Origin of the sequence: Salmonella sp. JXY0409-18 (assembly GCF_020268625.1) — a bacterium.
Lineage (GTDB): Bacteria > Pseudomonadota > Gammaproteobacteria > Enterobacterales > Enterobacteriaceae > Salmonella > Salmonella enterica.
The window spans coordinates 3,744,153-3,767,901 of record NZ_CP084216.1 but is presented as its reverse complement, the minus strand read 5'-3'; the positions used below and the strand labels follow the sequence as shown (position 1 = coordinate 3,767,901).

Annotated in this window: 20 protein-coding genes and 1 pseudogene; 11 read left to right on the top strand and 10 right to left on the bottom strand. The window is 53.3% G+C overall.

Annotated features, from left to right (window positions below; genetic code table 11):
* Positions 1-6: 6 nt before the first annotated feature.
* From LDB27_RS18365 to LDB27_RS18340, 6 genes are all read left to right on the top strand, one after another.
* Positions 7-948 carry an electron transfer flavoprotein subunit alpha/FixB family protein gene (locus tag LDB27_RS18365; RefSeq protein ID WP_001032188.1) on the top strand — a complete coding sequence of 314 codons (942 nt, stop codon included), beginning with the start codon at positions 7-9 and terminating at the stop codon, positions 946-948.
* A 49-nt stretch (positions 949-997) separates the two neighbouring features.
* On the top strand, positions 998-2,284 hold the full coding sequence (locus LDB27_RS18360; RefSeq protein WP_001287763.1) for an FAD-dependent oxidoreductase: 1,287 nt from the start codon (positions 998-1,000) through the stop codon (positions 2,282-2,284).
* On the top strand, positions 2,281-2,568 hold the full coding sequence (fixX, locus tag LDB27_RS18355) for a ferredoxin-like protein FixX (RefSeq protein ID WP_000203736.1): 288 nt from the start codon (positions 2,281-2,283) through the stop codon (positions 2,566-2,568). Before LDB27_RS18360 ends, fixX begins: the two co-directional genes overlap by 4 nt.
* Positions 2,569-2,714: 146 nt before the next feature.
* Positions 2,715-4,055, top strand: a complete 1,341-nt coding sequence (locus LDB27_RS18350) for an MFS transporter (RefSeq protein ID WP_001187057.1) — start codon at positions 2,715-2,717, stop codon at positions 4,053-4,055.
* A gap of 88 nt (positions 4,056-4,143) precedes the next feature.
* Complete coding sequence (locus LDB27_RS18345) at positions 4,144-4,374, top strand: YgdI/YgdR family lipoprotein (protein ID WP_001172089.1); 231 nt, start codon at positions 4,144-4,146, stop codon at positions 4,372-4,374.
* Positions 4,375-4,673: 299 nt separating this feature from the next.
* Positions 4,674-5,090, top strand: a complete 417-nt coding sequence (locus LDB27_RS18340) for a hypothetical protein (protein WP_162493624.1) — start codon at positions 4,674-4,676, stop codon at positions 5,088-5,090.
* A 223-nt stretch (positions 5,091-5,313) separates the two neighbouring features.
* Here the strand turns inward: LDB27_RS18340 and srfN are convergent, their stop codons facing one another.
* Positions 5,314-5,604 carry a DUF1471 family virulence protein SrfN gene (gene srfN / locus LDB27_RS18335; protein ID WP_000745957.1) on the bottom strand — a complete coding sequence of 97 codons (291 nt, stop codon included), beginning with the start codon at positions 5,602-5,604 and terminating at the stop codon, positions 5,314-5,316.
* 897 nt (positions 5,605-6,501) lie between these two features.
* Between srfN and LDB27_RS18330 the strand changes: the two genes are divergently transcribed.
* Positions 6,502-8,391, top strand: a complete 1,890-nt coding sequence (locus LDB27_RS18330) for a sulfatase-like hydrolase/transferase (RefSeq protein ID WP_000066316.1) — start codon at positions 6,502-6,504, stop codon at positions 8,389-8,391.
* Positions 8,392-8,742: 351 nt separating this feature from the next.
* Here the strand turns inward: LDB27_RS18330 and LDB27_RS23980 are convergent.
* Positions 8,743-8,823 (bottom strand): annotated as a pseudogene (locus LDB27_RS23980) (hypothetical protein); the annotation flags it as partial.
* Positions 8,824-8,944: 121 nt separating this feature from the next.
* Between LDB27_RS23980 and kefF the strand changes: the two are divergent.
* The 3 genes from kefF (at position 8,945) to folA (ending at position 12,008) form a co-directional block, all read left to right on the top strand.
* The gene (gene kefF, locus LDB27_RS18325) at positions 8,945-9,475 is read left to right on the top strand and encodes a glutathione-regulated potassium-efflux system oxidoreductase KefF (protein WP_225519886.1); all 531 of its coding nucleotides are present in this window, start codon (positions 8,945-8,947) and stop codon (positions 9,473-9,475) included.
* Positions 9,468-11,330, top strand: a complete 1,863-nt coding sequence (kefC, locus tag LDB27_RS18320; RefSeq protein WP_000377173.1) for a glutathione-regulated potassium-efflux system protein KefC — start codon at positions 9,468-9,470, stop codon at positions 11,328-11,330. Before kefF ends, kefC begins: the two co-directional genes overlap by 8 nt.
* A 198-nt stretch (positions 11,331-11,528) precedes the next feature.
* A complete protein-coding gene (gene folA, locus LDB27_RS18315; RefSeq protein ID WP_000624379.1) occupies positions 11,529-12,008 on the top strand; it encodes a type 3 dihydrofolate reductase in 480 nt (159 codons plus the stop codon).
* A gap of 107 nt (positions 12,009-12,115) precedes the next feature.
* On the opposite strand, the gene apaH is transcribed toward folA, so the two are convergent.
* The 6 genes from apaH to lptD are packed head-to-tail and all read right to left on the bottom strand — an operon-like array spanning position 12,116 to position 18,856.
* Positions 12,116-12,964 carry a bis(5'-nucleosyl)-tetraphosphatase (symmetrical) ApaH gene (gene apaH / locus LDB27_RS18310; protein WP_000257212.1) on the bottom strand — a complete coding sequence of 283 codons (849 nt, stop codon included), beginning with the start codon at positions 12,962-12,964 and terminating at the stop codon, positions 12,116-12,118.
* 10 nt (positions 12,965-12,974) lie between these two features.
* Complete coding sequence (gene apaG / locus LDB27_RS18305) at positions 12,975-13,352, bottom strand: Co2+/Mg2+ efflux protein ApaG (protein WP_000610894.1); 378 nt, start codon at positions 13,350-13,352, stop codon at positions 12,975-12,977.
* Positions 13,353-13,354: 2 nt separating this feature from the next.
* The gene (rsmA, locus tag LDB27_RS18300) at positions 13,355-14,176 is read right to left on the bottom strand and encodes a 16S rRNA (adenine(1518)-N(6)/adenine(1519)-N(6))-dimethyltransferase RsmA (protein ID WP_001065402.1); all 822 of its coding nucleotides are present in this window, start codon (positions 14,174-14,176) and stop codon (positions 13,355-13,357) included.
* The gene (gene pdxA, locus LDB27_RS18295) at positions 14,173-15,162 is read right to left on the bottom strand and encodes a 4-hydroxythreonine-4-phosphate dehydrogenase PdxA (protein WP_000092999.1); all 990 of its coding nucleotides are present in this window, start codon (positions 15,160-15,162) and stop codon (positions 14,173-14,175) included. The genes rsmA and pdxA overlap by 4 nt, the downstream gene beginning before the upstream one ends.
* Entirely contained in the window at positions 15,162-16,448 is a 1,287-nt protein-coding gene (surA, locus tag LDB27_RS18290; RefSeq protein ID WP_000800482.1) for a peptidylprolyl isomerase SurA, read from the bottom strand. Before surA ends, pdxA begins: the two co-directional genes overlap by 1 nt.
* Before the next feature lie 53 nt (positions 16,449-16,501).
* Complete coding sequence (lptD, locus tag LDB27_RS18285; protein ID WP_000746125.1) at positions 16,502-18,856, bottom strand: LPS assembly protein LptD; 2,355 nt, start codon at positions 18,854-18,856, stop codon at positions 16,502-16,504.
* 253 nt (positions 18,857-19,109) lie between these two features.
* Between lptD and djlA the strand changes: the two genes are divergently transcribed.
* A complete protein-coding gene (djlA, locus tag LDB27_RS18280; protein ID WP_001200595.1) occupies positions 19,110-19,922 on the top strand; it encodes a co-chaperone DjlA in 813 nt (270 codons plus the stop codon).
* A gap of 94 nt (positions 19,923-20,016) precedes the next feature.
* Here djlA and rluA read toward each other — a convergent pair whose 3' ends face one another.
* On the bottom strand, positions 20,017-20,676 hold the full coding sequence (rluA, locus tag LDB27_RS18275; RefSeq protein WP_000525196.1) for a bifunctional tRNA pseudouridine(32) synthase/23S rRNA pseudouridine(746) synthase RluA: 660 nt from the start codon (positions 20,674-20,676) through the stop codon (positions 20,017-20,019).
* A gap of 11 nt (positions 20,677-20,687) precedes the next feature.
* Positions 20,688-23,594, bottom strand: coding sequence for an RNA polymerase-associated protein RapA (rapA, locus tag LDB27_RS18270; protein ID WP_001116966.1), 2,907 nt, complete (start codon positions 23,592-23,594; stop codon positions 20,688-20,690).
* Positions 23,595-23,749 lie beyond the last annotated feature (155 nt).

Genomic DNA, 23,749 nt, shown 5'->3' with positions numbered 1-23,749 from the left:
GATGTTATGAACAAATTTTCCAGTGTCTGGGTATTCAGCGATACCCCTTCTCGTCTGCCCGAACTGATGAGTGGCGCGCAGGCTGTAGGTGAAAAAGTTAACGCGTTCGTACTGAACGAAGCGGATAGCGCGACAGCATGTCACTTAGGCGCGGATCATGTCTGGCTGCTCAGCGGCAAACCAGAAGACCGCATGATCGAAGACTACGCTGCTGCGATGGCTGAGACTATTCGTCAGCATAGCGAGGGCGGCGCGGTGCTGCTGCCGAATACGCGTCGGGGCAAGCTGTTGGCGGCAAAGCTGGGCTATCGCTTGTCGGCTGCGGTTTCCAACGACGCCAGCGACGTCGCCCTGCAGGATGGAAAAGCGGCGGTTAAACATATGGTCTACGGCGGTCTGGCGATAGGGGCAGAGACCATCGCTTCGCCGTTTGCCGTGATCACACTCAGCAGCGGAACGTTTGACGCACAACAACCGGATGCTTCCCGCAGCGGCGAGATGCACACCGTGCAGTGGCAGGCTCCAGCCACTGCCGTGACCCGCACCGCAACCCAGGCGCGTCAGAGCAACAGCGTTGACCTCGACAAAGCGCGTCTGGTGGTCAGCGTGGGACGCGGCATCGGCAGCAAAGAGAATATCTCGCTGGCCGAAGCGCTGTGCCAGACGATTGGCGCCGAGCTGGCCTGTTCTCGCCCGGTGGCGGAAAACGAGAAGTGGATGGAGCACGAGCGCTACGTCGGTATCTCCAACCTGATGCTCAAGCCTGAACTGTATCTGGCGGTGGGGATCTCCGGGCAGATCCAACACATGGTCGGCGCCAACGGCGCGCAGACGATTTTCGCCATCAACAAAGATAAAAACGCGCCAATCTTCCAGTATGCGGATTTTGGCATCGTTGGCGATGCGCTGAAGATCCTGCCTGCGCTGACGGCTGCCTTAGCGCGATAAACCATTTCGGGCAGGATGCGAAGGTATCCTGCCGCTGACAGGAGTACGTATGTCCGAAGATATCTTTGATGCCATCATCGTGGGTGCAGGTCTGGCCGGTTCGGTTGCGGCGCTGGTGCTTGCTCGCGAAGGTGCACAGGTGCTGGTTATCGAGCGCGGCAATTCTGCTGGCGCGAAGAATGTCACCGGTGGGCGCTTGTATGCACATAGCCTGGAACGCATCATTCCCGGCTTTGCGGATCAGGCCCCCATTGAACGCATGATCACCCACGAAAAACTCGCCTTTATGACCGACAAAGGGGCGATGACGATGGATTATTGCAACGGCGAGGACGCCGCATCGTCGCAAGTTTCTTATTCCGTTTTGCGCAGTAAATTTGACGCCTGGCTGATGGAGCAGGCCGAAGAGGCGGGGGCGCAACTGATCACCGGTATTCGCGTCGATAACGTCGTTCAGCGTGATGGCAACGTCGTGGGCGTGGAAGCCGATGGCGATATTCTGGAAGCCAAAGTCGTAATCCTCGCTGACGGGGTGAATTCTCTGCTGGCTGAAAAGCTGGGCATGGCCAAACGCGTTGAGGCATCGCATGTTGCTGTCGGCGTGAAGGAACTGATCGAACTGCCGAAGTCGGTCATTGAAGATCGTTTCCAGTTACAGGGCAACGAAGGTGCCGCCTGTCTGTTTGCCGGGGCGCCAACCGATGGTCTGATGGGCGGTGGCTTCCTGTATACGAATGAAACAACCCTTTCCCTGGGGCTGGTCTGTGGACTTCATCATCTGAAAGACGCGAAAAAATCGGTCCCGCAAATGCTGGAAGATTTCAAACAGCATCCGGCAGTTGCTCCGCTGATCGCCGGTGGCAAGCTGGTGGAATATGCCGCACACGTTGTACCCGAGGCGGGAATGAATATGCAGCCTGAACTGGTGGGCGATGGCGTACTGATTGCCGGAGACGCCGCCGGCATGTGTATGAACCTCGGCTTTACCATCCGGGGTATGGATCTCGCCATATCCGCAGGCGAAGCGGCGGCGAAGACGGTGCTTTCGGCGATGAAGCGCGACGATTTTAGCAAGCAGTCGTTGGGGGAATACCGTCAGCATCTGGACGAAGGTCCGATGCGCGATATGCGTATGTATCAGAAACTGCCGGCTTTTCTTGATAATCCCCGCATGTTTACCGCCTATCCCGAAATGGCGGTCAATATCGCGCGCGACCTGTTCACCGTGGATGGCTCCGCTCCGGTGCCGATGCGTAAAAAAATCCTGCGCCATGCGAAGAAAGTGGGCTTCATCAACCTGATGAAAGATGGCCTGAAAGGAGTGACCGTATTATGACATCTCCCGTTAATGTGGACGTCAAACTGGGCGTCAATAAGTTCAATGTGGATGAAGACAGCCCGCACATCATTCTCAAAACCGATCCTGATAAACAGGCGCTGGAGGTGCTGATTAAGGCCTGTCCGGCGGGACTGTATAAAAAGCAGGACGACGGCAGCGTTCGTTTTGATTACGCCGGGTGCCTGGAGTGCGGAACGTGCCGGATCCTCGGCCTTGATACGGCGCTGGAAAAATGGGAATACCCGCGCGGGACGTTTGGCGTGGAGTTCCGCTACGGCTAATAAGTACGAAGTTGTGCCCCCGTTGGCCGGATAAGATGCGGTAGCGTCGCCATCCGGCAATCATGTGGCGCCAATGCCGGATGGCGGCGGAAACGCCTTATCCGGCCTACAGATGCGCTTTGCCCGTGTTGAAACAGGACATCACCATGCAGCAGCCCAGGAACTTTGATGACCTTAAATTCTCCTCCATTCATCGCAGAATTATGCTGTGGGGAAGCGGCGGCCCGTTCCTTGATGGCTACGTGCTGGTGATCATTGGCGTGGCGCTGGAACAACTGACGCCGCTATTGCACCTTGATGCTGAATGGATTGGCGCGCTCGGTGCGGCTACGCTTGCCGGACTGTTTATCGGCACCTCGTTGTTTGGCTATATTTGCGATAAAGTCGGGCGGCGTAAAATGTTCCTGCTTGATATTATCGCTATCGGCGTTATCTCCGTGGCGACCATGTTTGTTTCCACGCCGCTTGAATTGCTGGTGATGCGCGTTTTAATTGGCATTGTTATCGGCGCGGATTACCCTATCGCCACTTCCATGATTACGGAGTTTTCCAACACCCGCCAGCGCGCGTTCTCCATCGGTTTTATCGCCGCGATGTGGTACGTCGGCGCGACCTGCGCCAACCTGGTGGGTTACTGGCTGTATGACATGGAAGGCGGCTGGCGCTGGATGCTTGGCAGCGCCTTTATCCCGTGCTTAATCATTTTGATTGGCCGCTTTGACCTGCCGGAATCGCCACGCTGGCTATTGCGAAAAGGACGGGTAAAAGAGTGCGAACAAATGATGATCAAACTGTTCGGCGAACCGGTCTGCTTTGACGATGAGCCGCCGCAGGAGACCCGCTTCCTGCAACTGTTTAATCGCCGTCATTTCCCGTTTGTACTGTTCGTTGCGGCTATCTGGACCTGTCAGGTAATCCCGATGTTCGCTATCTATACCTTTGGGCCGCAGATCGTCGGGTTACTCGGCTGGGAGCAGGGGCGCAACGCGGCGCTCGGCAATGTGGTGATTAGCCTCTTTTTTATGCTGGGCTGTATACCAGCGATGTTCTGGCTAAACAGTATTGGCCGTCGCCCTCTGCTTATTGGCAGCTTCGCCATGATGACTATCGCGCTGGCACTGCTGGGGCTGGTGTCAAATCTGGGCATCATACTGGTCGTGGTGGCGTTTGCGGTATACGCCTTCTTTTCCGGCGGGCCGGGCATACTGCAATGGCTTTATCCTAATGAACTCTTCCCGACGGATATTCGCGCTTCGGCCGTGGGGGTCATCATGTCATTAAGCCGCATCGGAACCATTGTCTCCACCTGGGCATTACCAATTTTTATTACTCGTTACGGCATTAATAACGTCATGCTGATTGGCGCGTTGATTTCGTTAGTCGGGCTTGGCGTATCGGTGATGTTTGCCCCGGAAACTCGCGGCTTGACGCTAACACAGACCGGAAACATGACTTTGCGCGGAACGCCATCGGATAACCCTCGTTAAGAGTGTTCTGCATTTCTCCTTGCTTTTCGCCAATAACGCTACAGTTAACAGTCACATGCTAAAACAACTGAAAAGCAGGGAGAACACCATGCAAAAACGTCTTATGACCGCACTGTTTACCGCAGCAACACTATTCACCGTCGCAGGATGCTCTTCTAACCAGGCGGTTGAAACCACGGATGGCAAAACTATTGTCACCGACGGGAAACCCGAGGTCGATAACGATACCGGTATGGTGTCTTACAAAAACGCCGCCACCGGGAAAACCGAACAGATTAACCGCGATCAGCTGAAAAATATGAGCGAGCTGGATAATTAATTCAATTTTTTCTGATTAGCCGCTCAATAATATTCTCTCTTTATGCGCATCCATTTATTCCCATGCGAATAAACGGATGCCTGAACAGGCAGGGACGCCGGAAAACGTCGAAATACGTTAGACCATTCGCCCGTGTTCCCGCTTTCCCCACCGCGCTGTCCGCTTACATGAGGTTACACTCATCGACATTTCTCTGAACAGCGGCTCAACATTTCCCGGAAAAAAACATATCGCAGGGCATTTATCCTTATGATTAGGTATAAATGACCAGGTATAAGGAACAGGAGTCTGTAATGAAACTGAAACTAATACCTTTTTATTTGCTCGCGCTATTTTCTGCCGTCTCCGGAGCTACGGAGATAAACGCCTGCAAAGACCTGATCGGAACATGGAAAACCACGGCAGATAACCCGCCTTATACCATGACAATATTGCCGCCAGTAGAAGGCTGCGGGGAAAAATGTGTGAAACTGAACGTACAGTATGAACTTGACGTGACTCACCGCAACGCGCTTTATTGCCATGAAGGACAAGAGGGGGTAAAAGGGCAGGGCCCCATGGTGATAGCATTTGAAGGGGCGTATGGTGGACACGCTATTGGAACCTATAACCGACAGCTGCAATTACTTTGGGCTGGCGTAATACCGAAAAATAAAAAGGGGAAATGGATAACGAAAATGGAAAATTACTGGTTCAGGCAGGTAAAAGCGCACTAAATATTACCTTAAAACAGCCCGCAAAACCGTCTTATTCACGAAGGGCTTACTGCCTGCGCGCGCCCATTCCAACGGCTTGCCTGCCCCGGATGAACTGTTGATAAAAAAGAGGGCCAGCATCTGTTTCCAGACGGCCCTGAGTGGATTGTGACGGAACATGGCACCTTGCTGGCGCTCTCTTATTATTTCATGCCTGTGCCCTCGTTATGGCGCAATCAGAGCTTTATTTCGTCGCATCGTTATAAACTTCGGCAACGGCTTCAAAATTCGGACCATGCTCACGTGCAGCGATAATATGGTAATATTTTCCGCCTTTCGCATCGGCTAATGCTGACAGTTTTTCGCGTAGATCAGAGGGTGAGGAAATCTGCCCGCCACTCTGGGACACATTTATGGTGCCGACCTTAACCAGTTTGAAGTGGCTGATTTCTTGCTTAGAGACCTGCTCTGCCGCAAGCGTGCTGAATGAAGCAACCGTTGCCAGTAATGCGGCGGCAATAATGCGTTTTTTCATGGTTCTGTTCCTGTTGCATTGATGATAAGGTTTGCGCAATATCAGTAATCCGTAACGAAATTATTTATCCCCTTCATACTTCAGGTTGCTTACGGGTTGGCTACGGATTACTCGGCCCACCTATGGGCCTCGCCCTGACGGGCCGTCGCACGCGACGTTCAAATCTGCTCCCGGCAGATTTGCCGCTCACCCCAGTCACATAATTATCTATGCTCCAGGGGACTCACTCCCTTGCCGCCTTTAAGCAACTCGAATTATTTTGGGTATATAACCTCGGTTGATTATCTGAAAATAGACTTATTTGGTGTGACCGTCTTATATCTTGTTATAGTCACCTCTTTATGTTGTTGTCAATGTAAAATAATGCACTGTCAGTTAAAAAGAAACTTAACCCCCTGTAAATAATAGTTTTTATATTATTTCTTGTAATGACGGAATTTTTATTGAATCACGCGGCAATACGCTAGTTTTATTCATAAGCAACATAACAGAATGAGTTATGTTTTAATTTCCCAGAGTGATATTACCGGTTGTATGTCTATGGTTGCGCGGCCTGTTACTGATAGTGTTTCTTTCGGGGAGATTTTCTTGTAGCGGCATAGGGTAATCACCGTAGCTGAAGGGAAAAGGCACGAACACAGCGCTATAGAGTATGTTTAATAATGTATTTTTTTATGAAGTAATGTCTGCAGTTGTATCTCTAAAATAAAAATAATGAGCTTTTCATCTAAATAATTTTTCAGTGAATTATGGTTATTTATTAATATATTTCTAATTTGAAATACAAATCAATTTATAACACATATTCTTACCCGGAAGGCATTGATACATATCCACGCTTCCTCGTACAGTAATAAATGAATATGTGATAAAGTTACTGACTACAGGTATAATAATATGAGTAATAAAAAAAATCTGTCCGCAGAAGAGACGGATCTTACGCGTAGGAAACTGTTAACCAGCGCCGGTATTCTTGCCGCCGGCGGTATGCTATCCGGCGCGGTAAAGGCTGATGAAAAATGCGCCGTCAAGGCGAAACCGGCGTGGGATAAACCGTTTACCGGCGAAATCCCGGAAAAATTGCCAGAAGGATATAATATTCTGTTAGTCGTGACCGACCAGGAGCGTTTTTTTCCTACGTTTCCTTTCCCGGTACCCGGCAGAGAGCGGCTCATGAAAACGGGGGTGACATTCTGTAATCATCAGAATACCAGTAATGTCTGCACGCCTTCCCGCTCCGTATTGTATACCGGCTTACATATGCCCCAGACAAAGATGTTTGATAATCTGGGATTGCCCTGGATGCCTTATGACCTTGACCCCGCTCTTGGAACCACAGGCCATATGATGCGGGAACTGGGATACTATACGGCCTATAAAGGTAAGTGGCATCTTACAGAAAAACTGGAGAAGCCTTTGCCTGACGAAAAAGATGAGGATATTGATGTCGGGGATATTCCTGAACCAGAATTACATAAAATTATGGAAAAATATGGTTTTGCTGACTATCACGGCATCGGCGATATTATTGGCCATAGTAAAGGCGGCTATTTTTATGATTCAACCACCACGGCTCAGACTATAAATTGGTTAAGATGCAAGGGGCAGCCCTTGAATGACCAACACAAGCCCTGGTTCCTGGCCGTTAACCTCGTTAATCCTCATGACGTCATGTTTATTGATACCGATAAAGAGGGAGAAAAGGTACAGTGGCGTGGCGAGTTGGATCAGGATGATAATACCCTGGCGCCCACGCAGCCGCCGGAAAACGAGCTTTATCAGGCAAGCTGGCCGAACTATCCGCTGCCGGCAAACAGGCATCAATCATTCAATGAGCAGGGAAGACCGCCGGCGCATCTTGAATACCAGACGGCGCGCGCTGCGCTGGAAGGGCAGTTTCCTGATGAAGATCGTCGTTGGCGTAAACTGCTTGACTACTATTTCAACTGTATCCGCGATTGTGATACTCACCTTGACCGGATATTAAATGAACTTGATGCCCTCAAGTTAACTGATAAAACGATTGTTGTATTTACTGCCGATCATGGCGAATTAGGCGGAAGCCATCAGATGCACGGTAAAGGCGCTTCCGTTTATAAAGAACAGATCCATGTACCGATGATTATTTCCCACCCGGCGTACCCCGGTAATAAGAAATGTCAGGCGTTGACCTGTCATCTTGATATTGCGCCGACATTAGTTGGGCTGACCGGTTTGCCGGAAGAAAAACAGCACCAGGCGTTAGGCAACCGCAAAGGCGTTAATTTTAGCGGATTGCTAAAAAACCCGGAGGGTGTTGCGGTTAATGCGGTGAGAAATGCCAGCTTATATTGCTATGGCATGATCTTGTATACCGATGCCCATTATCTCCACCGCGTTATCGCGCTACAAAGAGATAAACAAAAAACGGTGGCGCAAATCAAGCAGGAAATATCCCATTTGCATCCTGATTTCAGCCATCGTTCAGGGACGCGGATGATTAACGATGGTCGTTATAAGTTTGCGCGTTATTTCTCGCTAAGGGAGCATAATACGCCGGAAACCTGGGAGGATCTTATTAAGTACAACGATCTTGAACTTTACGATCTTAAAAATGATCCCGATGAGAACCATAACCTTGCTGCTGATAAACAGAAATATCAGGATCTCATACTTACGATGAATGAAAAACTGAATAAAATTATCAAAGACGAAATTGGCGTGGATGACGGCAGTTTTATGCCGGATGCGGCCCGTGAGCCGTGGGATCTTACTATTGAGCAGTTTAACCGCATGGCGAAAGATTAAGAGCCTGGCCCATTAGGCTATTTTATTCGCCATTTTGGGACCGGGCAGTGCTCAAAATCCTCACGTACTACGTGTACGCTCCGGTTTCTGCGCGCTGGTCGGCCCCAAACTGGCTTCAACAATTACGCCTGGTGGGCCAGGCTCTAAGTGCCTGACCCATTAGGTTAATTTATGCGTCGGCGATCTGGCATCCAGCGTGTCTGGAGGTTCAGATGCTGTTGGCGCTGCGCTTATTGGGCCTGTGTCATCATGTAATAGATTGATATTACAGTCATTACAGGCAAATTTAGCGCAGCGCCGTCCGGCAAGAAGGCCTTAAACCGATTTGTCAGCGATTTAAGGCTGCTATCATCACCGACCTTTCCACACCGGATCGCGCTTTTCCGCAAACGCCTGCGGCCCTTCGAGAGCGTCTTCCGGGGGAAGGATGGCGTCAACTCCTTGCTGGCGTTAATTCAATTTTTTCTGATTAGCCGCTCAATAATATTCACTATTAGCCTGGCGAATTTGTCACTACACTTTGTGATAAAAAACAGATCATCACAGGCTAATCATGATCCTCATTATTTATGCGCACCCGTATCCGCATCATTCTCATGCGAATAAGCGGATGCTTGAACAGGCAGGGACGCTGGAAAACGTCGAAATACGTTCGCTTTATCACCTCTATCCCGATTTCAATATTGACGTTGCCGCCGAGCAGGAGGTGCTGTCGCGCGCAAGCCTTATCGTCTGGCAGCATCCGATGCAGTGGTACAGCGTCCCTCCTTTACTCAAATTATGGATGGATAAAGTCCTCACCCACGGCTGGGCTTACGGTCATGGCGGTACGGCATTACACGGTAAACATCTGCTGTGGGCGGTAACGACCGACGGTGGTGAAAACCACTTTGCTATCGGTTCACATCCGGGATTTGACGTCCTTTCTCAGCCGCTACAGGCGACGGCGCTCTATTGCGGCCTTAAATGGCTGCCGCCGTTTGCCATGCACTGCACGTTCATTTGCGATGACGACACCTTACAGGCGCAGGCGCGTCAGTATAAACAGCGTTTACTGACATGGCAGGAGGTGAATCATGGATAGCCATACTCTACTGCAGGCGCTGATCTATCTTGGTTCGGCGGCGTTGATTGTGCCGATTGCGGTACGTTTGGGCTTAGGATCGGTGCTGGGGTATCTGATTGCGGGGTGTATTATCGGCCCCTGGGGACTACGGCTGGTGACGGACGCCGAATCTATTCTGCATTTTGCGGAAATCGGCGTCGTGCTGATGTTGTTTGTTATTGGGCTTGAGCTGGACCCGCAACGGTTATGGAAGCTGCGCGCCTCGGTATTTGGCGGCGGCGCGTTACAGATGGTGGTCTGCGGCGGACTGATTGGTCTGTTCTGTATGTTTCTTGGCCTGCGTTGGCAGGTGGCGGAACTGATTGGCATGACGCTGGCGCTTTCGTCCACGGCTATCGCCATGCAGGCAATGAATGAGCGTAACCTGACCGTTTCGCAAGTAGGGCGTAGCGCATTTGCAGTGCTCTTGTTCCAGGATATCGCGGCGATCCCGCTGGTGGCGATGATTCCTCTGCTGGCCGCCAGCGGCGCATCCACCACGCTTGGCGCGTTTGCGCTATCGGCGTTGAAAGTCGCAGGCGCGTTGGCGCTGGTGGTGCTGCTGGGACGCTACGTCACGCGCCCGGCGCTGCGCTTTGTCGCGCGTTCTGGTTTGCGGGAAGTGTTCAGCGCCGTGGCGCTATTTCTGGTGTTTGGTTTCGGCCTGTTGCTGGAAGAGGTTGGGCTGTCAATGGCGATGGGCGCGTTCCTGGCGGGCGTTCTGCTGGCGAGTTCGGAATATCGTCATGCGCTGGAAAGCGATATTGAACCCTTTAAGGGGTTGCTGCTGGGGCTGTTCTTTATTGGCGTCGGCATGTCGATTGATTTCGGCACGCTGGTGGAGAATCCGCTGCGCATTCTGCTGTTGTTGGCCGGTTTTCTGACAATCAAAATCGTCATGCTGTGGCTGGTCGCGAGGCCCCTGGGTGTACCGGCAAAACAGCGTCGCTGGTTTGCCGTCTTATTAGGCCAGGGAAGTGAGTTTGCGTTTGTGGTTTTTGGCGCGGCGCAAATGGCGGGTGTACTTGAGCCGGAATGGGCAAAAGCGCTGACGCTGGCGGTCGCGCTGTCGATGGCGGCAACGCCGATTTTTCTGGTGCTGCTGACGCGCATGGAGAAGACCGCGACGGGTGAAGCGCGCGAGGCGGATGAAATCGACGAAGAGCAGCCGCGGGTTATTGTGGCCGGGTTTGGACGATTTGGGCAGATAGCCGGGCGTCTGCTGCTGTCGAGCGGGGTGAAGATGGTGGTGCTCGATCACGACCCCGATCATATCGAAACGCTGCGTAAATTCGGCATGAAGGTTTTTTATGGCGACGCGACGCGTATGGATTTGCTGGAATCTGCCGGAGCGGCGAAGGCGGAGGTATTGATTAACGCCATTGACGATCCGCAAACCAATTTGCAACTGAGTGAACTGGTGAAGTCGCATTTCCCGCATCTGCAGATTATCGCCCGCGCCCGTGATGTCGATCATTACATTCGCCTGCGCCAGGCTGGTGTGGCGATGCCCGAACGTGAAACCTTCGAAGGCGCGCTCAAAAGCGGACGACAGGCGCTGGAAGCGCTGGGGCTGGGGCGTTATGAAGCTCGCGAGCGCGCGGATCTGTTCCGCCATTTTAATACCCGGATGGTGGAAGAGATGGCGAAAGGGGAAAACGATCCGTTATCTCGCGCCGCCGCCTATAAACGTACCAGCGCGATGTTGAGCGAAATTATTACCGAGGACCGGGAGCATCTGTCGTTGATTCAGCGCCACGGCTGGCAGGGAACGGCTGAGGGCAAACATTCCGGGGAGGCCGCTGATGAACCCGAGGTCAAACCGTCAATCTAAAGTAAAAAATGTGATGTTCTGCAAACTTTACTGCTAATTGGCTGTTTTTGAACTACTGTAATGCTGGCGCTCCACATCAAATGAGTGGCGTCGCCAGCAGAACGAAAAATTTTCGTGCTCATCCTCTTTTCGTCAGTCGACGAAAGATTGCGCTTTACGTATAGTGGCGGCAATTTTTTTTGTATCAGGAAATAATTAATGATCAGTCTGATTGCGGCGTTAGCGGTGGATCGCGTCATCGGTATGGAAAACGCCATGCCGTGGAACCTGCCTGCCGATCTCGCCTGGTTTAAACGTAACACGTTAAATAAACCTGTCGTCATGGGACGTCACACCTGGGAGTCCATCGGACGCCCCTTACCGGGACGTAAAAATATTGTTATCAGCAGCCAGCCAGGCACCGACGATCGCGTGCAGTGGGTGAAGTCTGTCGATGAGGCGATTGCCGCTTGCGGCGACGCGCCGGAAATTATGGTCATTGGCGGCGGGCGCGTGTACGAGCAGTTCCTGCCAAAGGCGCAGAAGCTTTATCTGACGCATATTGATGCGGAAGTCGAAGGCGATACCCATTTTCCGGATTATGAACCGGATGACTGGGAATCGGTATTCAGTGAGTTTCACGATGCCGACGCGCAGAATTCTCACAGCTATTGTTTCGAGATTCTGGAACGTCGTTAATACTGTAGTGCCGGATGGCGGCGAAACACGCCTTATCCGGCCTACTCTTGAGCCAGATGTAGACAGATGTAGGCCTGATAAGCGTAGCGCCATCAGGCATAAACCTATCAGGCGTTGACCGCTTCGCCTTCGCCCATATCCATCTGGCGGTTTGACGGCTGCACAAAATACTGTTTATCTTCCCAGCGTAAACAGGTCAACTCCCCGCCCCAGCAGCAGCCGGTATCCAGCGCGTAAATACCCTCCGGCGTCCCTTTCCCTTCCAGCGACGCCCAGTGCCCGAACGCAATACTGTAAGCCTCGCTCACCGGCCCCGGAATGGCGAACCACGGCTTCAGCGGCGCAGGGGCATTTTCCGGCGACGCTTTGCTGTACATATCCAGTTGACCGTTAGGAAAGCAGTAACGCATACGGGTAAAGGCATTAGTAATAAAGCGTAGCCGCGCCAGACCGCTTAACTCCGGCGACCAGTTATTCGGCATATCGCCATACATCGCGTCGAGGAAAAAGGGGTACGAGTCGCTCGACAGCACCGCTTCAACATCGCGGGCGCACTCTTTTGCCGTCTGCAAATCCCACTGCGGGGTAATACCCGCATGCGCCATGACCAGCTTTTTCTTTTCATCTACCTGCAACAGCGGCTGACGGCGTAACCAATTCAACAGCTCATCGGCGTCCGGCGCTTCAAGAAGCGGGGTCAGCCGGTCTTTAGGTTTGTTGCGGCTAATCCCGGCGAATACGGCCAACAGGTGTAAATCGTGATTCCCCAGCACCAAACGCACGCTATTGCCAAGCGATTTGACGTAGCGTAACACGTCCAGCGAACCGGGACCGCGGGCGACCAAATCGCCAGTCAGCCACAGAGTGTCTGTGTCTGGCGTAAATTCCACTTGCTGTAATAAGGCGATCAGTTCGTCGTAGCAACCGTGAACGTCGCCGATGAGATAAGTTGCCATTGTTATAATTTTAGTGAATGAGTGTAGGGACGGCGAGTCGAAACACGGGAATGTCGATGGTAAAGGCGTCGCCATTTTCATCGATCATTTCGTAATGACCCTGCATGGTGCCCAGCGGCGTTTCAATTACCGCGCCGCTGGTGTACTGATACTCTTCGCCAGGCGCAATGCGCGGCTGGACGCCAACCACACCTTCGCCCTGGACTTCGGTTTCACGGCCATGGCCATTGGTAATCAGCCAGTAGCGGCCCAACAGCTGCACTGGCGCCCGGCCCAGATTGCGGATGGTTACGGTATAGGCAAAAACGTAACGTTCATCGTCAGGTGAGGATTGCGCCTCAATGTAGACGCTTTGCACCTGAATACACACTCTGGGCGAATTGATCATGTTTAACTCTCCTTCAAAGGCGCGTTTTCCGACAGATAATTGGCCATCTGGCAGTACTGCGCGACAGAGATATTTTCCGCGCGCATTGCCGGGTCAATACCCATTTCCGTCAACGTCTCAACGCTAAAAAGGTTGCCGAGACTGTTACGGATCGTTTTACGGCGCTGGTTAAAGGCCTCGGTGGTAATACGGCTCAACACGCGAATATCTTTAACCGGGTAAGGCATTGTTGCGTGTGGAACCAGACGCACCACGGCGGAGTCCACTTTGGGCGGCGGCGTGAAGGCGGATGGCGGCACTTCAAGCACCGGGATCACCTGACAGTAATATTGCGCCATCACGCTTAAACGACCATACGCTTTGCTGTTCGGCCCTGCAACCAGACGATTTACCACTTCTTTTTGCAACATAAAGTGCATGTCGGCAATGGCATCAGTATAGCTAAAGAGATGGAACATCAGCGGGGTGGAGATATTATAGGGCAGATTGCCGAACACACGCAGCGGTTGGCCCAACTGCGTAGACAGCTCGCCAAAGTTCATGGTCATGGCGTCCTGCTGATAAATAGTCAGCTTCGGCCCTAAGAACGGATGGGTTTGCAAACGCGCCGCCAGATCGCGGTCAAGTTCAATGACCGTGAGCTTATCCAGTCGTTCGCCGACCGGCTCCGTCAGCGCCGCCAGACCGGGGCCGATTTCAACCATCGCCTGGCCTTTTTGCGGATTAATAGCAGAAACAATACTGTCGATCACAAACCGATCGTTGAGAAAGTTTTGCCCGAAGCGTTTACGGGCTAAATGGCCCTGATGGACTCGATTATTCATTGGGTATTAACAATCATTTTGATGGCGAGATTAAGCGCCGTAATAAAACTGCCGACATCCGCTTTTCCACGGCCCGCCAGTTCAAGCGCGGTGCCGTGGTCAACGGAGGTTCGAATAAAAGGTAGGCCGAGCGTAATATTCACTCCCCGACCGAATCCCTGGTATTTTAGCACGGGCAGGCCCTGATCGTGGTACATCGCCAGCACCGCGTCGGCATTATCGAGATATTTGGGCTGAAACAGCGTATCAGCAGGTAGCGGCCCGTTGAGTTTCATCCCCTGCGCCCGCAGCTCGTCGAGCACCGGAATGATGGTGTCTATCTCTTCCGTGCCCATATGACCGCCTTCGCCCGCGTGCGGATTCAGGCCACAGACAAGAATGCGCGGTTCGGCAATACCAAATTTGGTCCGCAAATCGTGATGCAAAATAGCAATCACTTCGTGCAAAAGCGCAGGGGTGATGGCGTCTGCAATCGCCCGTAGCGGCAGATGCGTGGTCGCCAGCGCCACGCGAAGTTCTTCGGTTGCCAGCATCATCACGACTTTTTTCGCCTGCGAACGCTCTTCGAAAAACTCGGTATGACCGGTAAACGGAATGCCTGCGTCGTTAATAACGCCTTTGTGCACGGGGCCTGTGATCAGCGCGGCAAATTCACCGTTCAGACAGCCATCACACGCTCGCGCCAGCGTCTCTACCACATAGGGGCCATTTTCTACCGTCAACTGACCGGGGATGGCAGGCGCGTGCAGCGAGACCGGCAATAGGGTCAGCGTTCCCGCGGGCTGCGGCGCAGCGGGGACATCAGGCGAGTAAGGGAGAAGCGAGAGGGGCAGGCCGAGCATGGCGGCCCGCTCCGTCAGGAGCGCGCCGTCCGCACAGACGACCAGTTCAATCGGCCACGCGCGTTGCGCCAGTTGGACAACAAGATCGGGGCCAATCCCGGCGGGTTCGCCGGGAGTGATAACAACGCGTTGCGCACTGCTCATTAGTTACTCAAAATCTTAACGTAAGCGCTGGCGCGCTGTTCTTGCATCCAGGTCGCCGCTTCTTCTGAGAATTTACGGTTCATCAGCATACGATAAGCGCGATCTTTCTGCGCCGCATCGGTTTTGTCTACCTTACGCGTATCCAGCAATTCGATCAGATGCCAGCCGAAAGAGGAGTGTACCGGCGCGCTTATTTGGCCTTTATGCAGCTTCGTCAGCGCGTCGCGGAACGCCGGATCGAAAATATCTGGCGTAGCCCAACCCAAATCACCGCCCTGGTTAGCGGAGCCCGGGTCCTGAGAGTACTCTTTCGCCGCAGCGGCAAATGTGGTTTTACCACTCTTAATGTCAGCCGCGATTTCTTCCAGCTTCAGGCGCGCCTGCTGATCGTTCATGATCGGCGACGGCTTAAGCAGAATGTGACGAGCGTGAACTTCGGTCACGGAGATACTCTGGCTCTGACCGCGCAGGTCGTTTACTTTCAGAATGTGGAAGCCGACGCCGGAGCGAATCGGGCCGACAATGTCGCCTTTCTTCGCGGTGCTCAGCGCCTGGGCGAAAATCCCCGGCAGCTCCTGGATACGGCCCCAGCCCATCTGACCGCCTTTTAGCGCCTGCTGGTCGGCAGAGTAGGTAATCGCCAGTTTGCCGAAATCTGCGCCGTTACGCGCTTCTTCAACAATGCTTTCCGCCTGGCGCTGCGCGTCGTTAACCTGCTCGGAGGTTGGGTTTTCCGGCAGAGCAATCAGGATATGGCTCAGGTTCAGCTCGGTGCTGGCGTCGTTTTGGGTGCCAATCTGTTTTGCCAGCGCGTCAACTTCTTGCGGCAAAACGGTGATACGGCGACGAACCTCGTTGTTGCGCACTTCAGAGATAATCATCTCTTTACGAATCTGGTTACGGTAGGTTGAATAGTTCAGCCCATCGTAAGCCAGACGGCTGCGCATCTGATCCATCGTCATATTGTTTTGTTTGGCGATGTTGGCGATGGCCTGATCCAACTGCTCATCCGTGATCTTCACCCCCATCTTCTGACCCATCTGCAGGATAATTTGATCCATAATCAAACGTTCCAGGATCTGGTGACGCAGCGTGGCGTCGTCCGGAAGCTGCTGACCTGCCTGACCCGCGTTGAGTTTGACTGATTGCATTAAGCCATCAACGTCGCTTTCCAGCACGACGCCATTATTGACGACGGCTGCGACTTTATCGACTACCTGGGGGGCAGCGAAACTGGTATTCGCGATCATGGCGATACCGAGAAGCAGCGTTTTCCAGTTCTTCATACTTTTTCCATTTCAATTAACCGCAATGCGGATTACGTTGTAAATCAATCAGATTACATAGAGCTTTGGTACGGCAGAATGTTCGAACGCAACATTTCTTGCGTGCCGAGGCCGTAGTTAGAGCTCAAACCGCGCAGCTCAATGTTGAAGCCAATCGCGTTATCATAAATCGCGTGTTGTTTATCGTTATCCCAACCGTTCAGCTTACGTTCGTATCCGACGCGGATCGCATAGCAGCAAGAGTTGTACTGCAAGCCGAGCATCTGGTCTGCAGGTTTGCTCGAATTGGTATCGAAGTAGTACGCGCCGACAATCGACCAGCGATCGGCAATCGGCCAACTTGCCACCGCGCCCACCTGGTTGATGCCGTTTTTATACTGCTCTGCCGTGGAATAATACGAAGGCAACGTAGCCTGAATATATTCCGGGCTGGCATAGCGGTAGTTCAACTGTACCAGACGATCCTGATCCCGACGGTATTCGAGGCTGCTGCTGCTGGTAGCGACGCTATCCAGACGGGTATCGTACTGCACTCCGCTACGCAGCCCCCAGCGTTCTGAAATACGCCAGTAAGTGTCGCCTGCCCAAACCAGCGAACCGGTTTTGTCGTCATTCTCCCATTTAATGTTGTCATCGCCGGTGCGAGACTCCGTGAAATAGTAGATTTGACCAACAGAAACGTTAAAACGTTCAACGGCGGCATCATCATAAACGCGTGTTGTGACGCCGGTCGTGACCTGGTTGGCGGAAGCAATACGGTCGAGACCGCCATAAGTGCGGTCGCGGAACAGGCCGTTATAGTCGGATTGCAGCAAAGAAGAATCGTAGTTATAGATGCCGCTCTGGTCGCGGTACGGCACATACAGGTACTGCACGCGTGGTTCCAGCGTCTGGGTATACCCCGGCGCCAGCATCGCCATATCGCGTTCGAAGACGAGCTTACCGTCGACTTTAAACTGTGGCATGACGCGGTTAACCGAATCTTCCAGTTTTTTGCTGTTATTGGCGTTGTACCAGTCCAGATTCGTTTGCTGATAGTGCGTCGCCATCAGCTTCGCTTCGGTGTTCAGGCTGCCCCAGCGGTTGGAGAGCGGCAAATTGATGGTTGGCTCCAGGTGGACGCGGGTCGCTTCCGGCATATTGTCTTTGGTGTTGACGAAATGTACCGCCTGGCCGTAAATCCGGGTATCAAACGGCCCGAGATCGTTATAGTAGTAGTTAACGTCTAACTGCGGCTCCGCAGAGTAGCTGCTGGTGTTCTGATCGTTAAACACCTGGAATTGTTTGGTCGACACCGTAGCGTCAAAGTTTTGTACGGCGTAGCCGACGCTGAATTTCTGCGTTGCGTAGCCGTCGGTACTGGAACCGTACTTACTGTCGAAATCATTAAAATAGCTGGAGTCGCTGACTTTGGTGTAATCGACGTTAAAACGCCACACCTGATCCATCACGCCTGAGTGCTGCCAGTAGAATAACCAGCGGTGCTTATCGCCCTCTTTGGGATGTTCGTCCTCGTAGACTTTATCAGAAGGCAGATAATCTAATTCCATCAACCCGGCGCCTGCCTGCGTGAGATAACGGAATTCGTTCTCCCACATAATATTGCCGCGGCGGTGCATATAGTGCGGGGTGATGGTGGCGTCCATATTGGGCGCGATGTTCCAGTAATACGGTAAGTAGAACTCGAAATAGTTCTTGGTCGTGTATTTCGCGTTCGGGATCAGGAAACCTGAGCGACGTTTGTCACCGACGGGGAGCTGTAAATAGGGGCTATAAAAGATCGGAACCGGACCTACTTTAAACCGGGCGTTCCAGATCTCCGCAACCTGTTCTTCACGGTCATGGATGACTTCACTCCCCACCACGCTCCAGGTATCGGAGCCAGGCAGACAGGAGGTAAAGCTGCCGTTTTCCAGAATGGTATAGCGGTTTTCGCCGCGCTGCTTCATGAGATCGGCTTTACCGCGTCCCTGACGGCCCACCATCTGGTAATCGCCTTCCCAGACGTTCGTGTCTTTGGTGTTCAGGTTTGCCCAGCCCTTCGGCCCTTTAAGGATGACCTGATTGTCATCATAATGCACATTACCCAGCGCATCGACGGTGCGTACAGGTTCCGGCTGACCTTCCGCCTGCTTCTGATGAAGCTGCACTTCATCCGCTTGCAGGCGGCTATTCCCCTGCATAATGTCCACGTTGCCGGTAAAAACGGCATCGTCCGGGTAGTTACCTTTAGCGTTATCGGCATTGATAGTAACCGGCAGATCGTTGGTATCGCCTTTTACCAGAGGACGATCGTAGCTCGGCACGCCCAACATACACTGTGAGGCGAGATCGGCTGCCAGCCCCTGATGACTATAAAGGGCGCTGGCGATCATGGTGGCCAGAAGAGTGGGAATACGTTTTTTCATACGTTGTATTTATTGTTCCATCATCGGTAGCGTTGCGCGTGACAAACGGTCACAGCCTAACTTACTCATCTTCGCTGCGCCAGTGTTAATCCTGCCGTTTAGCGTCTGTGGTGTTAGGCACGGCATTGAATGACAGGTATGATAATGCAAATTATAGGCGATGTCCCACAATTGACCGTAGCCTTCATTCGCAGAAAAGCACCTTATTTTGTGGGAGATAGCCTCACCGATAGCGTAACGTTTTGGGGAGTCTATGCAGTACTGGGGAAAGATAATTGGCGTCGCCGTAGCCCTGATGATGGGCGGCGGCTTTTGGGGCGTGGTCCTGGGTCTGCTGGTGGGCCATATGTTCGACAAAGCCCGCAGCCGAAAAATGGCGTGGTTTGCCAACCAGCGGGAACGGCAGGCGCTGTTTTTTGCCACCACCTTTGAGGTGATGGGCCACTTAACCAAATCAAAAGGACGGGTGACGGAAGCGGATATTCATATCGCCAGTCAGTTGATGGATCGTATGAATTTACACGGCGATTCACGTACAGCCGCGCAGAACGCCTTTCGGGTCGGAAAAGCGGATAATTACCCATTACGTGAAAAGATGCGGCAGTTTCGTAGCGTCTGCTTCGGGCGTTTTGATCTGATCCGGATGTTTCTGGAAATTCAGATCCAGGCGGCGTTTGCCGATGGCTCGCTACACCCTAATGAGCGGGAAGTGCTGTATGTGATTGCGGAAGAGCTAGGTATTTCCCGCGTACAGTTCGATCAGTTTCTGCGCATGATGCAGGGCGGCGCGCAGTTTGGCGGCGGTTATCATCAACAGTCCGGCGGCGGCTGGCAGCAGGCGCAGCGCGGCCCGACGCTGGAAGATGCCTGTAATGTGCTGGGGGTTAAAACCACCGACGATGCAACCACCATTAAACGCGCTTATCGCAAACTGATGAGCGAGCATCATCCCGATAAGCTGGTGGCCAAAGGTTTGCCGCCGGAAATGATGGAAATGGCGAAGCAAAAAGCGCAGGAAATTCAGAAAGCGTATGAGCTAATCAAAGAACAGAAAGGCTTCAAGTGATTGAATTGCCGGATGCGACTAGCGCCTTATCCGGCCTACGTTAATGAATGTAGGCCGGGCAAGCGAAGCGCCCCGGCATAAATTGGCTCAGAATTTAAAAATCTGCCGGGACTTTAAACGTCATGCTGTTACCGTAAGCGGGATGGGTAATGGTCAGCATTTCGGCGTGTAACTGCAAACGCGGCGCCAGCGACAACGCTTCCGGCGAGGCGTAAAACCGATCGCCTAAAATCGGGTGGCCTAACGCCAGCATATGCACACGAAGCTGATGCGAACGTCCGGTGATCGGTTTTAGCACCACGCGGGCGGTATTATCCGCCGCAAACTCCACCACGTTATATTCCGTTTGCGCCGGTTTGCCGGTTTCATAACACACTTTCTGCTTTGGCCGGTTCGGCCAGTCGCAGATGAGCGGTAAGTCGACCAGTCCTTCCGCCGGGGAGGGATGCCCCCATACGCGCGCCACATACTGCTTTTTCGGCTCACGTTCGCGGAACTGGCGTTTTAGCTCCCGCTCCGCGGCTTTGGTCAGCGCCACTACAATCACGCCGCTGGTGGCCATATCCAGACGATGCACCGACTCTGCCTGCGGGTAGTCGCGCTGGATACGCGTCATAATGCTGTCTTTGTGCGCTTCCAGACGCCCCGGCACGGACAACAGGCCGCTGGGCTTATTGACCACCATAATGTGCTCATCCTGATACAGGATAACCAGCCAGGGTTCCTGCGGCGGATTGTAGTTTTCCATCCCCATGTACGGCTCCGTTATTGGTGCGTGACGACGATAAGACGCAGCGCGTCCAGACGCCAGCCTGCCTGATTCAGGCTTTCCAGCACCTGCTGACGGTTACTGTCGATAGCGGCAAGTTCGTCGTCGCGAATGTTCGGGTTGACGGCGCGCAGCGCTTCCAGACGCGACAGTTCCCCGGACAGTTTTTCATCCGCCTCGCGACGCGCGTTATCAATCAGCGCTCTGGCGGACTTTTCAATCTGCGTCTCGCCCAGTTGCAAAATGGCGTGGACGTCCTGTTGCACGGCGTTCACCAGTTTGCTGCCGGTGTGGCGATTCACGGCGCTGAGCTGACGGTTGAAGGTTTCAAACTCGACCTGGGCGGCCAGATTGTTGCCGTTTTTATCTAACAGCATACGTACCGGCGTCGGCGGCAGGAAGCGGTTCAGTTGTAGCTGTTTCGGCGCCTGCGCTTCCACGACGTAAACCAGTTCGACCAGCAGCGTGCCGACGGGCAGCGCTTTATTTTTCAACAGCGAAATGGTGCTGCTGCCGGTATCGCCGGAGAGGATCAGATCCAGTCCGTTACGGATGAGCGGATGTTCCCAGGTAATAAACTGCGCATCTTCGCGAGACAGGGCTACGTCACGTTCAAACGTGATAGTACAGCCGTCTTCCGGCAGGCCGGGGAAATCCGGCACCAACATGTGGTCGGACGGCGTCAGCACGATCAGGTTGTCGCCGCGATCGTCCTGGTTAATGCCGACGATATCGAACAGGTTCATGGCGAACGCGATCAGGTTGGTGTCGTCGTCCTGTTCTTCAATGCTTTGTGCGAGCTGTTGGGCTTTTTCTCCGCCGTTGGAGTGGATCTCCAGCAGGCGGTCGCGGCCCTGTTCTAACTGGGCTTTTAGCGCTTCATGCTGTTCGCGGCAGGATTTGATCAGATCGTCAAACCCGTCGGTTTCTTCAGGCGCGGCCAGATAGTTAATCAGACTGGCGTAGGCTGAATCATAAATCGCGCGACCGGTCGGGCAGGTGTGCTCAAAGGCGTCCAGCCCTTCGTGATACCAGCGAACCAGCACCGACTGGGCGGTTTTTTCCAGGTACGGGACGTGGATCTGGATATCATGCGCCTGGCCGATACGATCCAGACGACCAATACGCTGTTCCAGCAGATCCGGGTTAAACGGCAAGTCGAACATCACCAGATTGCTGGCAAACTGGAAGTTACGTCCTTCGGAGCCGATTTCAGAACATAACAGCACCTGCGCGCCGGTATCTTCTTCGGCGAACCAGGCGGCGGCGCGGTCGCGTTCGATAATCGACATGCCCTCATGGAACACGGCGGCGCGGATGCCTTCGCGTTCGCGCAGCACCTGCTCCAGCTGTAACGCGGTGGTCGCCTTAGCGCAGATCACCAGCACTTTTTGCGAACGATGGCTGGTCAGATAGCCCATTAGCCACTCAACGCGTGGGTCGAAGTTCCACCAGGTGCCGGTATCGCCTTCGAACTCCTGATAAATTTGTTCCGGATAGAGCATATCGCGGGCGCGATCTTCCGCGCTCTTACGCGCGCCCATAATGCCGGAGACCTTAATGGCGGTCTGATACTGGGTCGGCAGCGGCAGTTTTACCGTATGCAGTTCACGTTTCGGGAACCCCTTGACGCCGTTACGGGTGTTGCGGAACAGAACGCGGCTGGTGCCGTGGCGATCCATCAGCATCGACACCAGCTCATCACGGGCGGCCTGCGCGTCGTCGCGATCGCTATTAGCGGCCTGCAACAGCGGTTCAATATCCTGTTCGCCGATCAGATCGCCCAGCCTGTTCAGTTCGTCGTTGCTGAGTTTATTGCCCGCCAGCAGCATGGCCACCGCATCAGCGACAGGGCGGTAGTTTTTCTGTTCTTCGACAAACTGTTCGAAATCGTGGAAACGGTTCGGATCGAGCAGGCGCAGACGGGCGAAATGGCTTTCCATCCCCAGTTGTTCTGGCGTGGCGGTCAGCAGCAGCACGCCCGGTACGCGTTCAGCTAACTGTTCGATGGCCATATATTCACGGCTCGGCGCATCGGTACTCCACACCAGATGATGCGCTTCGTCGACCACCAGCAAATCCCACTCGGCGTCGCACAAATGTTCCAGACGCTGCTTATTACGGCGGGCGAAATCCAGCGAGCAGATCACCAGTTGTTCGGTTTCAAACGGGTTATACGCGTCGTGCTGCGCTTCGGTATAGCGTTCGTCATCGAACAGCGCGAAGCGCAGGTTGAAACGGCGCAGCATTTCTACCAGCCACTGGTGTTGCAGGGTTTCCGGAACGATGATCAATACGCGTTCCGCCGCGCCGGATAATAACTGTTGATGCAGAATCATCCCGGCTTCAATGGTTTTACCTAAGCCCACTTCATCCGCCAGCAGTACGCGCGGCGCGTGGCGACGACCCACATCATGAGCGATATTAAGCTGATGCGGGATCAGGTTGGTCCGCTGACCACGCAGGCCGCTGTATGGCATCCGGTACTGCTCGCTCTGAAATTTACGGGCGCGATAGCGCAGCGCGAACCGATCCATTCGATCGATTTGACCGGCGAACAGACGATCCTGGGGCTTACTGAAAACCAACTTGCTGTCGAGCAGAACTTCGCGCAGCGTCACATTGGTCTCTTCGGTATCCAGGCGGGTGCCGACATAAACAAGCAGGCCATTTTCTTCTTTTACTTCATCGATATGTAGCTGCCAGCCTTCATGGCTTGTAATCGTATCGCCAGGGTTGAACATGACGCGGGTCACGGGAGAATCACTACGCGCATACAGGCGGTTTTCCCCCGTGGACGGGAAAAGTAAGGTGACGGTTCGCGCATCCATCGCAACAACGGTTCCAAGTCCCAGCTCGCTTTCTGTATCGCTGATCCAGCGTTGACCAAGTGTAAAAGGCATATGTGTTCGGCTCTATATCTTTAATTGCAGGCATTACTCGCCATTCCCAGGCGACAGCACTGGATAATTGCGAGTATACGACCCCGCTACCAGGCTAATGTGGTAGTGGCGTTAATTAGGTCCAGGAATGGAAAGGGCGCTATGGTACTGGAAGG

Excerpts from the sequence above, each read along its gene's own strand:
- LDB27_RS18345 (WP_001172089.1), top strand. The coding sequence starts at position 4,144 with ATGCAAAAACGTCTTATGACCGCACTGTTTACCGCAGCAACACTATTC.
- rluA (WP_000525196.1), bottom strand. The coding sequence starts at position 20,676 with ATGGGGATGGAAAACTACAATCCGCCGCAGGAACCCTGGCTGGTTATC.
- kefC (WP_000377173.1), top strand. The coding sequence starts at position 9,468 with ATGGATAGCCATACTCTACTGCAGGCGCTGATCTATCTTGGTTCGGCG.
- lptD (WP_000746125.1), bottom strand. The coding sequence starts at position 18,856 with ATGAAAAAACGTATTCCCACTCTTCTGGCCACCATGATCGCCAGCGCC.
- rapA (WP_001116966.1), bottom strand. The coding sequence starts at position 23,594 with ATGCCTTTTACACTTGGTCAACGCTGGATCAGCGATACAGAAAGCGAG.
- apaH (WP_000257212.1), bottom strand. The coding sequence starts at position 12,964 with ATGGCAACTTATCTCATCGGCGACGTTCACGGTTGCTACGACGAACTG.
- rsmA (WP_001065402.1), bottom strand. The coding sequence starts at position 14,176 with ATGAATAATCGAGTCCATCAGGGCCATTTAGCCCGTAAACGCTTCGGG.
- fixX (WP_000203736.1), top strand. The coding sequence starts at position 2,281 with ATGACATCTCCCGTTAATGTGGACGTCAAACTGGGCGTCAATAAGTTC.
- LDB27_RS18365 (WP_001032188.1), top strand. The coding sequence starts at position 7 with ATGAACAAATTTTCCAGTGTCTGGGTATTCAGCGATACCCCTTCTCGT.
- surA (WP_000800482.1), bottom strand. The coding sequence starts at position 16,448 with ATGAAGAACTGGAAAACGCTGCTTCTCGGTATCGCCATGATCGCGAAT.
- srfN (WP_000745957.1), bottom strand. The coding sequence starts at position 5,604 with ATGAAAAAACGCATTATTGCCGCCGCATTACTGGCAACGGTTGCTTCA.
- LDB27_RS18350 (WP_001187057.1), top strand. The coding sequence starts at position 2,715 with ATGCAGCAGCCCAGGAACTTTGATGACCTTAAATTCTCCTCCATTCAT.
- kefF (WP_225519886.1), top strand. The coding sequence starts at position 8,945 with ATGATCCTCATTATTTATGCGCACCCGTATCCGCATCATTCTCATGCG.
- LDB27_RS18360 (WP_001287763.1), top strand. The coding sequence starts at position 998 with ATGTCCGAAGATATCTTTGATGCCATCATCGTGGGTGCAGGTCTGGCC.
- folA (WP_000624379.1), top strand. The coding sequence starts at position 11,529 with ATGATCAGTCTGATTGCGGCGTTAGCGGTGGATCGCGTCATCGGTATG.
- LDB27_RS18330 (WP_000066316.1), top strand. The coding sequence starts at position 6,502 with ATGAGTAATAAAAAAAATCTGTCCGCAGAAGAGACGGATCTTACGCGT.
- apaG (WP_000610894.1), bottom strand. The coding sequence starts at position 13,352 with ATGATCAATTCGCCCAGAGTGTGTATTCAGGTGCAAAGCGTCTACATT.
- pdxA (WP_000092999.1), bottom strand. The coding sequence starts at position 15,162 with ATGAGCAGTGCGCAACGCGTTGTTATCACTCCCGGCGAACCCGCCGGG.
- djlA (WP_001200595.1), top strand. The coding sequence starts at position 19,110 with ATGCAGTACTGGGGAAAGATAATTGGCGTCGCCGTAGCCCTGATGATG.